This is a genomic window from Sagittula sp. P11 (genome assembly GCF_002814095.1).
GTDB lineage: Bacteria > Pseudomonadota > Alphaproteobacteria > Rhodobacterales > Rhodobacteraceae > Sagittula.
The window spans coordinates 62,912-77,698 of record NZ_CP021917.1; the positions used below are offsets into that span (position 1 = coordinate 62,912).

The window sequence follows — 14,787 nt, forward strand, 5'->3', positions numbered from 1 at the left end:
GGACAGGGCCGGGTCACTTCTTGCGCATCGCCGCCATGAGCGCGTCGCCCAGTGCGCCGGTGCCGCCCGAGGCCGGATTGCCGCCGCCCTGCGGGCCCTTGCCGCGCGGCGGCTGGCCCTTGGGACCGCCGGGGCCTTTCGGACCCTTGGGGCCGCCGGGGCCGGGCCGTCCGCCGGGTTTCGCGGCGCCGTCGCGGCGGGGCTGGTCATCGCGCCCGCCGCCGTCCTTGCGCATCGTCAGGCCGATGCGCTTGCGGGGGATGTCGACCTCCGTCACGCGGACCTTCACCACATCGCCGGCCTTCACCACCTCGTGCGGGTCCTTGACGAAGCGGTCGGCGAGCTGGCTGACGTGGACGAGCCCGTCCTGATGCACGCCGATGTCGACGAAGGCGCCGAAGGCCGCGACGTTGGTGACGGTGCCTTCCAGCATCATGCCGGGTTTGAGGTCCTTGATCTCCTCCACCCCGTCGGTGAAGGTCGCGGTCTTGAAGCTGGGACGCGGGTCGCGGCCGGGCTTTTCCAGTTCGGAAAGGATGTCGCGCACGGTCGGCAGGCCGAAGCGGTCGTCGACGAACTGTTCGGCGCGGACGCCTTTCAGCGCCTCGGGGCTGCCCATGATCGCGCGGATGTCGCGCCCGCAGGCCTGCACGATGCGGCGGGCGACGTCGTAGGCTTCGGGGTGGACGGAGGAGGCGTCGAGCGGCTCCTTCCCGTCGCGGATGCGCAGGAAGCCCGCGCATTGCTCGAAAGCCTTGGGTCCGAGGCCGGTGACCTTCAGCAGCGCCTTGCGGGACTCGAAGGCGCCGTTGGCGTCGCGGTGGGTCACGATGGCCTGCGCGAGGCTGGGACCAAGGCCCGCGACGTGGCTCAGGAGCGGGGCGGAGGCCATGTTGAGATCGACGCCAACGGCGTTCACCGCGTCCTCGACCACCGCTTCGAGCGCCTGGCTCAGGCGGCGCTGGTCGACGTCGTGCTGGTACTGGCCGACACCGATGCTTTCGGGGGTGATCTTCACCAGCTCGGCCAGCGGGTCCTGCAGGCGGCGGGCGATGGACACCGCGCCGCGCAGCGACACGTCGAGATCGGGAAACTCTCGGCTCGCCAGTTCGGAGGCGGAGTAGACCGAGGCGCCGGCCTCGGACACGACGACCTTGGTGGGTTTCGGGCCCTCGATCATCTTCAGCGTGTCGGCGACCATGCGTTCGGTTTCGCGGCTGGCGGTGCCGTTGCCGATGGCGATCAGGGCGACGCCGTGCCGCTTTACCATCTCGACGATCTTCGCCTGCGCGCCGCGCAGGTCCATCTTCGGCTGGAAGGGGTAGAGTGTCGCGGTCTCCAGCAGCTTGCCGGTGGCGTCCACCACGGCGGCCTTCACCCCGGTGCGGATGCCGGGGTCGAGGCCCAGCGTCGCCTTGTTCCCGGCGGGCGCGGCCAGCAGCAGGTCCTTAAGGTTGCGGGCGAAGACGGCGATGGCCTCTTCATGCGCGCGGCGGCGGAGCTCGGAAAGCAGGTCGACGTACATCGACAGCGACAGTTTTACCCGCCAGGTCCAGCCCGCCGCATCGCGCAGCCACTTGTCGCCCGCGCCGTCGCCGGGGATGCCGATGGCCGAGGCCACCATGTTGACCGCGCGCTCGGCGCCGGTTTCCGGGTCCGGGGCGATCTCGATGGTGACGATCTCTTCCTTGGCGGCGCGCAGGATGGCGAGCGCGCGGTGCGAGGGGATGGTGGCCCAGTTCTCGACGTGGTCGAAGTAGTCGGAGAACTTGGCGCCGGCCTCTTCCTTGCCGGGCTGCACGCGGGCGGAGATGCGGGCCTCGCGCATCATGAAATCGCGCAGGCCGCCGAGGAGGGCGGCGTTTTCGGTCAGCTCTTCGGCGAGGATGTCGCGGGCGCCTTCCAGCGCGGCCTTCACCGTCTCGACGTTTTCGCCGGTGTAGGCTTCGGCCAGCTTCTGCGGATCGGCGGTGCGGTTTTCCTGGATCGCGCGCAGGAGCGGTTCGAGCCCGTTTTCGCGGGCGATCATCGCCTTGGTGCGGCGCTTGGGCTTGTAGGGCAGGTAGATGTCTTCGAGCGCGGCCTTGGTGTCGGCCTGCGCGATGGCACGGGCGAGGTCGTCGGTCAGCTTGCCCTGATCCCTGATCGACCCGAGGATGGTGGCGCGGCGGGCCTCCATCTCGCGCAGGTAAGACAGCCGGTCGGCCAGCGTGCGGAGTTGCGTGTCGTCCAGCCCGCCGGTGACTTCCTTGCGGTAGCGCGCCACGAAGGGCACGGTGGCCCCGCCGTCCAGAAGGGACACGGCGGCCGAGACCTGCTCCTCGCGGGCGGCGATCTCGGTTGCGATGGTGCGGTTGATGCGCGTGGCGGTCTGGTCCAAAGGATGCCTCCTGTCCTGCCGGTTCGGGCCGGGTCGCGGCCCGGAGACCCCGTTTAGTGCCTTGCGGGGGGGTGCGCCAAGAGGTGAAATGCCGGCGGGCGAAGAGTTGCAATCCCGGCTTTCGTTCCCCTGCGACCAAAGAAGTTGACGCGCGGGCTTGCTCGACATCTCAAATGCAACACATAACTTGGATCAGTGAACCACGCTCCAAGGAACCACTGGACGGAATGAGTAGCGACATTCTGCCTGCGAAGTTGCAGGCCTATATCGAGAAGTCAGGGGTCGCACTGTCCCTTTCGACGCAGGATGGCGACGTGCCGCTTGCGCTGGTCAACAGCGGGTTCACCAAGCTGACGGGCTACGAGCCGGATGAGGTGGAAGGGCGCAACTGCCGCTTCCTGCAGGGCGAGGAGACCTCGGCCGAGCAGGTGCAGGCGCTTCACGATTTCGTGCACGATCCGAGCCAGGACAGCGGCCGCTTTCCGGTGATGAACTATCGCAAGGACGGGTCGCTGTTCCGCAACCTCGTCCTGATGTCCCGGCTGCGCAACAGCGCCGGGGACACGCGGTTAATCCTCGCGTCGCAGTTCGACATGACCAATGCCGACCAGCGTCGCCAGCTTGTGGCACACGATGCGCGCCTGCGGCGCAACCTGAGCGACATCGAGGCCATGGGGCAGGAATTCGGGCTGGCGATGCAGGGCTCTGCCCAGGCCATCGCGGATTCCATCGCGCTCATGGCAAGGCTGTCTCTCGATGAATGAGGGGCTGCCGGTGGGCGAGGACGGAGAGGCGCAGAAGGCATCGAAGGACGCGGAGGCGCTGTTTGTCGTAGGCGTCGGCGCGTCGGCCGGCGGGCTGGAGGCGCTGCGCGACATGCTGAGCACCGCCGGTCAGGACTGCCAGCTGGCCTTCGTGGTGGTGCAGCATCTCGACCCCAACCACGAGAGCCTGCTGGCCGAGCTTCTGGGCCGCCACACGACGCTGGAGGTGCGCCAGACCGAGGACGGCGAACAGGTGCGCCCGGGCTGTGTGCACATCATTCCGCCGGGCCACGGGCTGTCGATCGACAAGGGTGTGCTGAAGCTGACGGATTTCGCGCAGCCGCGCGGCCTGCGGCGGCCCATCGACGATTTCTTCGAAAGCCTGGCGCTGGACATGGGCCGCAATGCCGCCTGCGTGATCCTGTCGGGCACCGGCGCGGACGGAAGCGCCGGTCTGCGGGCGATCAAGGAACACGGCGGTCTGTGCGTGGTGCAGGACCCGGAGACGGCAAAGTACGACGGCATGCCGACCTCGGCGCGGTCCACGGGGCTGGTGGATTTCGTGCTGCGCCCGAACGAGATCACCGAGACCATCCAGCAGTTCTTTGCCAAGGCCGCCTTCAACGGGGCGGAGGATGCGCTGGCCCGGACCGTCGAGGAGACGCTGGACGACATCTGCACCGTGGTGCGCACGACCGCCGGGCACGACTTTTCCGGCTACAAGAAGTCGACCCTGACGCGGCGGGTGCAGCGGCGCATACAGGTGCTCGACCTCGACGACGCGAACGCCTACCTGCGCTACATCCGGTCCACCCCGGAGGAATGCGAGATCCTGTTCCGCGAGCTGCTGATCAACGTGACCCGCTTTTTCCGCGACCCGGCGCATTTCGACATGCTGCGGCAGAAGGTGGTGAAACCGCTGGTGCGCAATTCCCGCAAGGAAGAGATCCGCGTCTGGGTGCCCGGCTGCTCGAGCGGCGAGGAGGCCTATTCCATCGCCATGCTCTTTGCCGAGGAAGTGCGCGAACAGCGGCGGACCATCGACATCCAGGTCTTCGCCACCGACATCGACGAGCGGATGCTGGGGATCGCGCGCAACGGGCTGTATCCCAACGCCGCCATGGCCGACATCCCCGAGGAGATGCGCGAGCTTTACACCATCGCGCGGGACGGCAAGTTCCAGGTCACCTCGCGCATCCGCGAGATGATCCGCTTTTCGGTGCACAGCGTCGTGCGTGACCCGCCGTTTTCCGGCATCGACCTGCTGTCCTGCCGCAACCTGCTGATCTACTTCGGCGACAAGCTGCAGGCGGCGGTCATGCCGATCTTCCACTACGCCCTGCGGCCGGGCGCCGCGTTGTTCCTCGGCCCGTCGGAATCGCTGGGCCGTCACGACCACCTGTTCAACCCGCTGGACGCGCAGGCCCGCATCTTCGAGCGCAACGATGCGCGCCCGGAGTATCCGCTGCACCTGCGCAACCAGCCGCGGCAGAGCGAGCGGGGCAGGCGGCAGCAGGAGGACGACACCGACAGGCGGGCGACACGCGTCGACTGGTCGGACGATTCGGTGCATGATCGCATCCTCGACGTTTACGGCCCGGCGACGCTGCAGGTGTCACGGCAGGGCGAGGTGCTGAATTCCACCGGGCGGCTGGGGCGCTACCTCGAAATGCAGCCGGGGCACCAGTCGGCACAGTTCGCGGCGTCGATCGCGCTGCCCGGCGTGCGCGAGGCGATCTCGGCCATCGTGCGGCAGGTGGCGCAGTCCGGCAAGCGCACGATCAGCCGCGACCTGACCGCCAATTCGGAGTTCGGGAAACAGCGTTTCGACCTGATCGGCGATCCGCTGAGCGACGGCACCATCCTTCTGGTCTTCCGCGAGCGTGACCGTTTCGACCCGGCGCACGAGTACGAGATCGAGGACGTGGACGCTGCCGACAGCCACGTGCAGAGCCTTGAGAACGAGCTGCGCTCCACCCGGGCGCGGCTGCACACCACGGTCGAGGAACTGGAAACTGCGAACGAGGAGCTGAAGAGCTCCAACGAAGAAATGATGTCGATGAACGAGGAGCTCCAGTCGACCAACGAGGAGCTGGCCACCGTCAACGACGAACTGAAGGACAAGGTCGACGCCCTGTCGGTCGCCAACGCGGACCTGTCGAACTTCTTTTCCTCCACCGCGCTGCCGTTGGTGATGCTCGATGCCGACGGCTGCATCCGCAACTTCACCGACGCCATCCAGTCGGTCTATCCGCTGCGGCATGGCGACCGCGGGCGGCCGCTGTCGGAGATGACCAGCCGCATCGGCGAGGATGCGAAGGTGCTGTCGGCCATCCGTCACGTCATGGAGACGGGCGAAGAGCAGACCCTGACGGTGGCGGATGCGGATGAACACCGGACGTGGTCGCTGGTGGTGACGCCCTATCGCAAGCGCGAGGACCGGATCGACGGCGTGACGCTGGTGTTCTCCGAGCTGACGGAGGCGCTGCGGCTGGAGGACGACCTGAAGACCGAGGGCGAACGCCTGCGCATGGCGCTGGACGTGGCCGGGCTGGGGGTCTGGGAACTCTCGCGCACCGGCGACACGATCCGCTTCGACACGATCGGCGCGCAGCTTCTGGGGGTCGAGGCGGAGGAAATGGAGGTTGCGGCCTTCCTTGCGCATCTGCCGGAGGACAGCTGGAACGAAGCGCAGGAGGCGCTGGAGAACAGCGACACGAAGCTGCCGTTCTCGCTGACCTTCACCCTGCCGTCGGCCGAGGGCGGGCACGCGCGGTCGGTGCAGCTTGTCGGACGACGCCTGCACCGCAGCCAGGGCCTGCGGACGCTGGGCGTGATCTTCGACATCACCGAGGAGGAAGAGGCGCGGCAGGTGCGCGAGGTCATGCTGCACGAGATGAACCACAGGGTGAAGAACCTGTTCTCGATCATCTCGGGCATGGTGCGCATCGCCGGGCATTCGGCGGAGACCGTTCCGGATCTCGTCGAGGGCGTGACGGCACGGATCGGGGCGCTGGCGCGGTCCCACAACCTGACGCACCGCGCACCGGCGGGCACCCGGCTGACGCTGACCGACGCGGTCGAGGGCGCGGTGGAGCCCTACGCCGGTCATGCCTCGGTGACGGTCGATGGGCCTGCAGTGCCCCTGACGCCCGAAACGCTGACCACCTTGTCGCTGATGTTCCATGAACTGGCGACCAACACGGCGAAGTACGGGGTGCTTGGGCCGTGGACGGCAGCCTCAACGTTTCGTGGTCTTTGGAACACGGTAGCGAAGTCGTGCTCGACTGGACGGAACGATACGACGTTCCGGCGGTTAAGCCGTCGAAGGAAAAGAAAGGGTTCGGTTCCACGCTCATGCAGATGTCCGCCGCACAACTGGACGGACGCATCGAAGTGGAGCAGACCGAATGGATGCGCAGGACACGCCTTAACTATGAAAACAAGAAATGACATAGCAGAAGAGCAGCGCGGGGTCGTGTTGTTGTGCGAGGACGAAGCGATCGTCGCCATGGACATCCAGATGATGATCGAGGATGGCGGCTTCGAGGTGTGCGGCCCGTTTGCCCGCGTGTCCGTTGCGCTGGACGCCCTTGAGGATGTTGTGCCGGTGGCCGCCGTTCTGGACGTGCGTCTGCGGGACGGCGACGTCTTTCCGGTGGCCGAACGGCTGGACCGGGCGGGTGTGCCGCTGATCTTCCATTCCGGCCACCTGATCGAGGACGAGGTCGTCGCGCGTTTTCCCGGCGCGATGCACTGTCCCAAGCCCACCGACGCGCGCACCCTGATGAAGGCGCTGACCCTCGCCGCATCCGAAGCTGCCAGCGAGCAGGCGACAGGCTGACGCCACGCGTGTCCGGGGCGTGTGCAGGGCGCCCGTCCGACCATGATCGCAGTTGTATCGTGAGCGCACCGCCCATACCTTCTAGGTCTGAGGGAGGGATGCCATGGAACTGCGTCGTCTCAGGTATTTTCTGGCGGTGGCCGAGGAATTGCACTTCGGCCGCGCCGCTTCCCGTCTTGAAATCGCCCAGCCGCCGCTGTCCCGCCAGATCGCCGCGCTGGAGGCGGAGATCGGCGCCCAGCTTTTCGACCGCTCGCGCAGCCAGATCCGCAAGACCCAGGCGGGCGAGGTGCTGGAACGCCACGCCCGCGCGCTGGTCGACCGGCTGGAGGCTGCCTACAAGGAGACCCGGCAGGTCGGCGAGGGCGGTGTCGGGCGGCTGCGCGTGGCCTTCGTCGGATCGGCCTCGCACGGGGTGCTGCCCAATCTCATAAAGTCCTACCGCTCGTTCTATCCCAAGGTGGAACTGGCGCTGTCGGCGATGAACAATGCCGAACTGCATTCCGCGCTTGTGCAGCGCGAGATCGACGTGGCCGTCGCCCGGCCCAGCCTGAAGGACGACGAACTGCGGCGCGAACCGTTGGCGCAGGAAGACCTGATCCTGGCCATCCCCGACAACAGCGAGCTGGCGGAGCGCAAGAAGATCGTCTTTTCGGAGCTCGGCAGCCAGACCTTCGTGCTTTATCCGCGCAGGCCGCGTCCCAGCTATGCGGATTTCGTGCTGAGCATCTGCCGCAAGGAAGGGTTCGAGCCAGCGGCGCTGGAACTGGCGCAGGATTACCAGACGGCGATCAGCCTCGTGTCGGTGGGGGTGGGCATCTCGGTCGTGCCGGAGAGCGTGTCGCGGACCTCGCGCCCCGGCGTGTTCTTCCGCAGCTACGAAGGCTACAACCCCGGGACCGCGCTGACCATCCACGCCCGGCGCGACAACCAGTCGGCGCAGGTGGCGCAGTTCTTCGATGTGGCGCGGAAGTTCCGGCGCGGGCACTGAGGGGGCGGCCGTGGGCGTGGGCGTGGGCGCCGGGTTCCGCGTGTCATTGGAGATTGGGACGGGGGAGGGGGCGCTGCCCCCGCTCCTGCGGAGCCCCCCGAGGTATTTGCCGCCAAGATGAAGGGGGTAGGGCCCGTTTGTGACGGGTCAGGACTTGCGGGTGGCGGCGTCGAGCGCGTCGGGGTCCACCGTGATGCCGAGGCCGGGACCCTTGGGCGTTTCGATGTGGAAGTCGCGGTAAATGATGCCGCTCTTGGTCAGGTCGCGTTGCAGGATCGAGGGGCCGAAGTGTTCGCAGCCCCATTCCAGCGTGGGCAGCGTGGCGAAGACGGCCAGGTGGGCCGCGGCGCCGATGCCGGATTCGAGCAGGCAGCCGCCGTAGAGTTCGAGGCCGAAGGCGCTGGCGACGGCCGCGGCGCGCTTCATCTCTTGCAGGCCGCCGGATTTCACCAGCTTGAGCGAGTAGACCGAACCGGTGGCGGCCACGGCGTTCTGCACGAGGTCCTGCGTGGAGAAGGCGGCCTCGTCGGTCATGATCGGGATCGGGCTGCGCTGCGCCACGCGGGCGGTGGCGTGCAGCAGGCCGGGCTTCAGCGGCTGTTCGATCAGGGCGATGCCCATCTCGGCCAGCTCCGGGGCGTAGCGGATGAAGGTGGCCTCCGACCAGCCCTGGTTGATGTCGACGACCATTTCCGTGCCCGCGGGCATGGCCGACATGATGCGACGGAGGCGGATCATGTCCTCGCGCGGTTCGTGGAAGCCCAGCTTGATCTTGAAGCGGCGGTGCAGGCGGGCGGCGAGCTTGGCCTGCGCTTCCTCGATCTCCTGCTCGGCGTCGCCCGAGGCGAGGGCCCAGAGCACCTCGATCCGGTCACGGACCGTGCCGCCAAGGAAGGCTGTGGCGGGCAGGTCGAGCGACTTGCCGGCGGCATCGTAAAGCGCCCCCTCGACCGCGGCGCGGGCGGAGGTGTTGCGGCTGACCGCCTTCTTCATCTTCAGCGCGTTCAGTTCGAAGTCGAGCGCGGAGCCGTCCAGCAGCGCCGGCGTGATATAGGTGTCGATGTTGGCCTTGATCGCCTCCACGCTTTCCTCGGACCAACGGGGGCCGCCGAGGGTGCTGGCCTCGCCGTAGCCCATGGTGCCGTCGGCCAGCGTCGCCTCCACGATGACGAAGGACTGGTGGGTCAGCTCGGTGTTCGACAGCTTGTGGCGCCGGGTGGTGACGCAATCGACGATGCGCGTCCTGATCGCCTTGATGGCGGTGCCGCGGGCGGTCGCGCCGCCAAGGTCTACAACCGCTGCCGTGCGGGATGCGCTCATGTCCGGGGTCCTGTCGTCGGGAATTGGGTCTGGTGGGGACCCGCGCGGCGGCTCTCCGCCGCGCGGGGCAGGCCGTCACTCGGCGGCCATGGCCAGCTTCTGGTCGGCCAGCACGAAGTCGAACTGCACGTAGAGGTCGGTGCCGTGGTCGGCGTCGGCCTTGCGGAACTCGCCGATCAGGTTCTCCTTCACGGCGAAGACCGAGTCGTTGTCGAGGTAGTCGGAGGAGGCGTCGTAAATCTGCGACACCAGCGGGCGGTAGCCCTCCTTGTTGACGACGACGTGGATGTGGCCCGGGCGCATGGTGTGGTGGCCCATGTAGGCGATCATCTCGCCCGCGGTCCAGTCGGACGGGATCGGGTAGGGCACCGGGCGCAGGGCGCGGTAGGCGTAATAGCCGTTCTCGTCGGTCTCGAACCGGCCGCGCAGGTTGTATTCCGGCTGCTCCGGGTCGTGGTTTTCATAAAGGCCGTTGGGTGCGTCTTCCCAGACGTCGATGATCGCGCCGGCGATCGGGGTGCCGGAGGCGTCCTTCACGTAGCCCTCGACGAAGACCGATTCCTCGTCATCGAAGTGCTTCTGCACGATGGAGGCGCCGTGCGGCAGGATCGGGGCGTTCTCGCGGAAGAAGGGGCCGAGCACGGTACCGGTGGTCTCGCCGTTGGGGGTCGGGTTCGACAGCATGTCGCACAGCACCTCGACGCCGAGGATGTCGCCCAGCAGGATGAACTCCTGCCGCTTGTCGGAGCACACGGCCCCGGCCCGGGCGAGGAAATCGCAGGCCTGCATGAATTCGCCATGCGTCAGGTTCACGTCCTTGCAGAAGCCGTGCAGGTGCTTGACCAGCGCGGTCATGATCTCCTTCTGGCGGGCGGGAATGTCGCTGCTGGCGCCGATGGCGTCGACGACGACGTCGGTGACGTTCTCTACGGTCACGTTGCGCATTGGGGTCCTCCTCCTATTGCGTCTTGTCGGGGCGGCTGGGGTGCCGGTGGTGTCTGGTGGGGCGACTGTGCACCCTTGCCGGGCATCGGGGAAGCCGGGGGCCGGGTATCGGGCGATATCGAAAAGGTCTTGGCCGTGTCGCCTTGGAGGGTATCGCGTCATACCTTTCGGCCCGCTGTGCGGCGCGCCATGCTGCGCGCGACTGGAACAGGGCCTGACAGGGGAGGACCCATGCACGACACGCTGGCACGGATCACGGCAGAGCTTGAGCGCAGCCCGCATCTTCATCGCCTGGGCGCGCTGTTTTCGGAAACCGTGCTGCTGAAGGTGGACGGGCAGGAATTCTACCTGGTGTTCGAGAAGGGGCACATCGACCGGATCGTTGATGGGCCGTCGAAGAAGACGCCGTACCGTTTCGGCCTGATGACGGATGCCGACGCGCTGCGTGCCTTCTGGACCGCACGGCCCGCGCCGGGGTTCCACGACATCTTTGCCATGGTGAAGATCGGCCGGGCGGAGATCGTCGGCGACATGCTGTGCCTCGTGAAGAACCTGCGGTTCTTCAAGGAGGTCCTGGCCCTTGGACGTGAAGGAGTGAACGCATGATCGAGCCGATTTGCGGACGGTACGTGACGGTCGAGGTCGCGGGGCGGAGCCAGCGCATCTACTTCGAGGAAGCGGGGCAGGGGCAGCCGGTGCTGTGCCTGCACACCGCCGGGTCGGACACGCGCCAGTGGCGGCACATCCTGAACGATGCGGAGATCACAGCGTTGCACCGGGTCATCGCCTTCGACATGCCGTGGCACGGGAAATCGCTGCCGCCGGAGGGCTTCCAGACCGAGGAATACCTGCTGACGACGGAGGTCTACATGCAGACCGTCCTTGCTGTCTCGGCGGCGCTGGGGCTGGACAGGCCGGTGCTGGCGGGCGTGTCGATGGGCGGGCGGATCGCGCTGCAACTGGCGGTGCATCATCCGGAGGCGTTCCGGGCCTTCCTGGCCATCGAGGCGTCGGATTTCCAGCCGGCGTGGTACGACATCGACTGGTTCCACCGGCCCGACGCGCATGGCGGAGAGATGGGGGCGGCGCTGGTGTCGACCAACATCTCGCCCTATGCGCCGCTGGCGGAGCGCTGGAACACCCTGTGGATGTTCATGCAGTCGGGGCCGGGAGTGTTCCGGGGCGATCTCTCGTTTTACACGCAGGACGACAGCCTCGTGGGGCAGCTTCACCGGATCGATACGACCCGGACGCCTGTGCATTTCATCGTGGGTGCCTATGACTTCACCTGCACGCCGGAGGATGCCAAGCGCACCGCCGACCAGATCCCGGGCGCGACGCTTTCGGTGATGAAGGAGGTGGGGCATTTCCCGATGAGCGAGCATCCCGACGGCTTCCGCCCGTTCTTTGTCGACGGGCTGGCGCGGGTGACGGGGGCACGGGCGGCTGCGGCGGAGTAGGGCGGCGCTTGCCTGACATGGGATGGAAGGGGGCGGCCTGTTTTTTGCGGCCGCTTTTCCTTTAAGGCTTCCGGTCGGGGTGAGGCTTGGGGTCTGCATGGATTGCGTGTCCGGGGGGTGCGGCGCCCGGCATTGTCGGGACCATGTCATGCATGACCTCGCGCGCAGTCTCTTGCATTGACGGCGCGCGAGGCAGGCCTCAGTCGGCCAGGCCGCCGAACTTGCCGCCATGGAAAAGGAGCGGGCGGGCCCCCGACGCGCGTTCGAGGCGGGTCACCTGTCCGATGAACACCACGTGATCCCCGGCCTTCACGTCCTGCGCCACGTCGCAGACAAAGACCGACGCGGCGCCGGGCACGACGGGCAGGCCGTCCAGCTCCACGAAGGGATCGGCGTGGTCGGGGTCGAAACGCCCGGCGAAGTGCATGGCCAGCTTCTCCATTTCGTCGGAGAGGATGCTGACCGCATAGCGGCCGGAGGCGCGCACCTTGTCCAGGAGCTTGCACTTGTGGTCCAGCGAGATCGCGATCATCGGCGGGTCCAGAGACACCGACATGAAGGCGTTGGCGGTCATGCCGTGGTCGCCTTCATCCGTTCGGGTGGAAATCACCGTCACGCCGGTGGCGAAGGCGCCGCAGGCGTCGCGCAGGGCGCGGGGGTCGATATGTTCGAAGCGCGCGTTCATGGCGTCGTCTCCTGAAATCTCAGGTCCTGGGTCAGCATCCGCCCGGTCAGGCAGGCGGCGCCCTCGAAGGGGCCTTGCAGGGCGCGGGCCTCTGCCAGTCTCCCGTCTGCACGTAGGGCGCGAATGCGTGTGGACGATACGGTTTCGCCCGCCGCGCAGATCACGGGTTGCGCGATGTTGACGTTGAAATGGCGCGACAAGAGGGCGGTGTCGCCGGACTGCCGGTGCCCGAACCGGAAGTCCGCGCCGACGTGGATCACCTGTGGGTTCACCCGGGCCAGGTCGCGCAGGAAGGTGTCGGCGCTTCGGGCGGCATAGAGACGGTCGAAGCGGGCGACCACGATCATGTCCGGGCCAAGCCGGGCGATGCGGGCCAGCTTCTCGTCCAGCGGGCAAAGCTGTGCGGCGCGGCCAAAGACCACCTTGGGCGGCGGGTCGAAGGTCCAGACGACGGAGGCGACATGTGCCCTCCGCGCCTGATCCACCGCGCCGCGGATCAGCGCCTGGTGGCCGCGATGCACGCCGTCGAAGGCGCCGATGGCCATGACGGAGGCGGGCAGGGACGCCTGCCAGTCCGTCACGATGCGTGTCTGTTCTGCCTGAAAATCCATGGTGGCCTCTTGCCTGTCAGACGCGGCCCGCCAAGCCCGGCGGACCGCATCCGGGAGGATTTACTGGAAGCCGCCCTGAGGCGGTTCACGTCCCACGGGTTGATCATGTCGGCCACGTTCCAGCCGTCGAGGCCGTATTCCGACATGTACTCTTCCACGAGGTTCTGCATCATCTCCATCTCGCCGGTCGCCTGCGCGGTCAGCATGGTCTCGATGCGGATGTTTTCGTAGTTGCCGGCGTAGTTGCTTTCGTAAAGTTCATGCCGCCCGCCGAATTCGGAGCCCATCGCGTCCCAGAGCAGCTTCAGCAGCTTCACCCGGTCCACGGCGACCATGCCGTTCGACCCGCGCACGAAGCGGTCGATGTAGGGGCGGATCTCTTCTGAACCGAAGTCCATCGCCGAGGAGGGCAGGTAGATCAGGCCGGAGGCCACGTGCCGCTCGATCAGCTCCTTGATCCGGCTGTAGGCCATGGGCGCGAAGACCCGGTAGGCGAGGCCGTAGTTGATGTTGGGCAGGACGTAGCCGCTGGTGCCTTCCCACGCGACGGGCGATTTCACCATCGCGTCCGAGAGGCCCCAGAACAGGTTGCGCCAGGCGATGACCTCGCCCACCGCCGTCTGCGGGCCGCGGAAGACGCCGGAGCCCGTCGCCTCCAGTGCCTTGGAGAAAAGACCGGAGATGAAATCCATCTTGACCGCCAGCCGCGTCACGCCGTGCAGGGTGAAGCGCGGGACAAAGCCCGAGGCCGGGAAGAAGGCGTTGATCTTCTCCACGTCGCCATAGATGAAGATGTTCTCCCACGGGACCAGCACCTTGTCGAAGACGAGGATGGAGTCGTTCTCGTCCAGGCGGCTCGACAGCGGGTAGTCGAAGGGTGTGCCCATCACCGCCGCGTTCAGTTCGTAGGAGGCGCGCGAGATCAGTTTCACCCCCTCGGCGCCCATGGGCGCGGTGAAGATCAGGGCGAACCTCTTCTCCTTGATGGGAATGCCGTAGTGGGCGATGAAGTTGTAATGCGTCAGCGCCGAGCCGGTGGCGACCACCTTGGCCCCCGACACGATCAGGCCCGCATCGGTTTCCTTCTCCACCTGCATGTAGACGTCGCCGGTTTCCTCGATGGGCAGGTGACGGTCGATCGGCGGATTGACGATGGCGTGGTTCCAGTAGTCCAGCCGCTCCTGCGTGCGGGCGTACCACATCTTCGCGTTCTCGGCGTATTCGCCGTAGAAGCTGCTGTTCGCGCCGAGCGTGCCGAGGAAGGCCGCCTTGTAGTCCGGTGCGCGGCCCATCCAGCCGTTCGCCACGCGCTGCGTCTCGGCAATGGCGTCGCGGCCGGCGATCAGGTCCTCTGCCGATTTCGGCCCCAGGAAGAACGGGTGCGTCCAGCCGCCCGACCCGGTGTCGGTGGGCCGTCCAAGCGTGTCCTTCTGCGCGTTCAGCTTGTCGTACCAGCGCGCCACCATGCGCGAGGAGTTGCGGAATGCGGGATGCTTCGTGACGTCCTTGACCCGCTCGCCATGGACATAGACACAGCGTCCGTCCTGAAGGCTTTCGAGGAATTCGGCGCCGGTGTAGGGTGCGGTGCCCTGTGTGGTGTGATCTTTCATCTTGTCCTCCCTTGGACCCGTCCGGAAATCGCTGATCGGGTTGGAGGGTATGAAAGGTCAAATCCGGCATTGCCTAAAGGTATCGGACCATACCGTGAGTTTATCCGTTATTACCGGATAGTGTGAATGAGTAATCAGTTGAGAAGGAGTGAACATGGGGACTATCCGGAAAGTCGG

General features: G+C 66.8%; 11 protein-coding genes. 5 read left to right on the plus strand and 6 right to left on the minus strand.

What is annotated here, in order from left to right; translation table 11 throughout:
- Positions 1 to 13: 13 nt before the first annotated feature.
- On the minus strand, positions 14 to 2,380 hold the full coding sequence (locus CDO87_RS25980) for a Tex family protein (protein WP_100931536.1): 2,367 nt from the start codon (positions 2,378 to 2,380) through the stop codon (positions 14 to 16).
- Between the two features lie 227 nt (positions 2,381 to 2,607).
- Between CDO87_RS25980 and CDO87_RS25985 the strand changes: the two genes are divergently transcribed.
- The 3 genes from CDO87_RS25985 (at position 2,608) to CDO87_RS26000 (ending at position 7,979) form a co-directional block, all read left to right on the plus strand.
- The gene (locus CDO87_RS25985) at positions 2,608 to 3,144 is read left to right on the plus strand and encodes a PAS domain-containing protein (RefSeq protein WP_198521931.1); all 537 of its coding nucleotides are present in this window, start codon (positions 2,608 to 2,610) and stop codon (positions 3,142 to 3,144) included.
- Entirely contained in the window at positions 3,137 to 6,988 is a 3,852-nt protein-coding gene (locus CDO87_RS25990) for a chemotaxis protein CheB (protein WP_254698521.1), read from the plus strand. The genes CDO87_RS25985 and CDO87_RS25990 overlap by 8 nt, the downstream gene beginning before the upstream one ends.
- Positions 6,989 to 7,091: 103 nt before the next feature.
- A complete protein-coding gene (locus CDO87_RS26000; RefSeq protein WP_100931538.1) occupies positions 7,092 to 7,979 on the plus strand; it encodes a LysR substrate-binding domain-containing protein in 888 nt (295 codons plus the stop codon).
- Positions 7,980 to 8,126: 147 nt separating this feature from the next.
- On the opposite strand, the gene CDO87_RS26005 is transcribed toward CDO87_RS26000, so the two are convergent.
- Positions 8,127 to 9,299: a muconate/chloromuconate family cycloisomerase gene (locus CDO87_RS26005; RefSeq protein ID WP_100931539.1), complete on the minus strand. Its 1,173-nt coding sequence runs from the start codon at positions 9,297 to 9,299 to the stop codon at positions 8,127 to 8,129.
- Between the two features lie 75 nt (positions 9,300 to 9,374).
- Positions 9,375 to 10,244, minus strand: coding sequence for an intradiol ring-cleavage dioxygenase (locus CDO87_RS26010; protein ID WP_100931540.1), 870 nt, complete (start codon positions 10,242 to 10,244; stop codon positions 9,375 to 9,377).
- 231 nt (positions 10,245 to 10,475) lie between these two features.
- Between CDO87_RS26010 and CDO87_RS26015 the strand changes: the two genes are divergently transcribed.
- Entirely contained in the window at positions 10,476 to 10,850 is a 375-nt protein-coding gene (locus CDO87_RS26015; RefSeq protein ID WP_100931541.1) for a hypothetical protein, read from the plus strand.
- Positions 10,847 to 11,704, plus strand: a complete 858-nt coding sequence (locus tag CDO87_RS26020) for an alpha/beta fold hydrolase (protein WP_100931542.1) — start codon at positions 10,847 to 10,849, stop codon at positions 11,702 to 11,704. The genes CDO87_RS26015 and CDO87_RS26020 overlap by 4 nt, the downstream gene beginning before the upstream one ends.
- Positions 11,705 to 11,903: 199 nt before the next feature.
- Here the strand turns inward: CDO87_RS26020 and CDO87_RS26025 are convergent, their stop codons facing one another.
- From CDO87_RS26025 to CDO87_RS26035, 3 genes are read right to left on the minus strand one after another with little or no spacing between them, the layout of a single operon-like run.
- On the minus strand, positions 11,904 to 12,389 hold the full coding sequence (locus tag CDO87_RS26025; protein WP_100931543.1) for a flavin reductase family protein: 486 nt from the start codon (positions 12,387 to 12,389) through the stop codon (positions 11,904 to 11,906).
- The gene (locus CDO87_RS26030) at positions 12,386 to 13,000 is read right to left on the minus strand and encodes an FAD synthetase family protein (RefSeq protein WP_100931544.1); all 615 of its coding nucleotides are present in this window, start codon (positions 12,998 to 13,000) and stop codon (positions 12,386 to 12,388) included. Before CDO87_RS26030 ends, CDO87_RS26025 begins: the two co-directional genes overlap by 4 nt.
- Positions 12,967 to 14,610 carry a 4-hydroxyphenylacetate 3-hydroxylase N-terminal domain-containing protein gene (locus CDO87_RS26035; RefSeq protein ID WP_254698522.1) on the minus strand — a complete coding sequence of 548 codons (1,644 nt, stop codon included), beginning with the start codon at positions 14,608 to 14,610 and terminating at the stop codon, positions 12,967 to 12,969. Before CDO87_RS26035 ends, CDO87_RS26030 begins: the two co-directional genes overlap by 34 nt.
- Between the last annotated feature and the right edge of the window lie 177 nt (positions 14,611 to 14,787).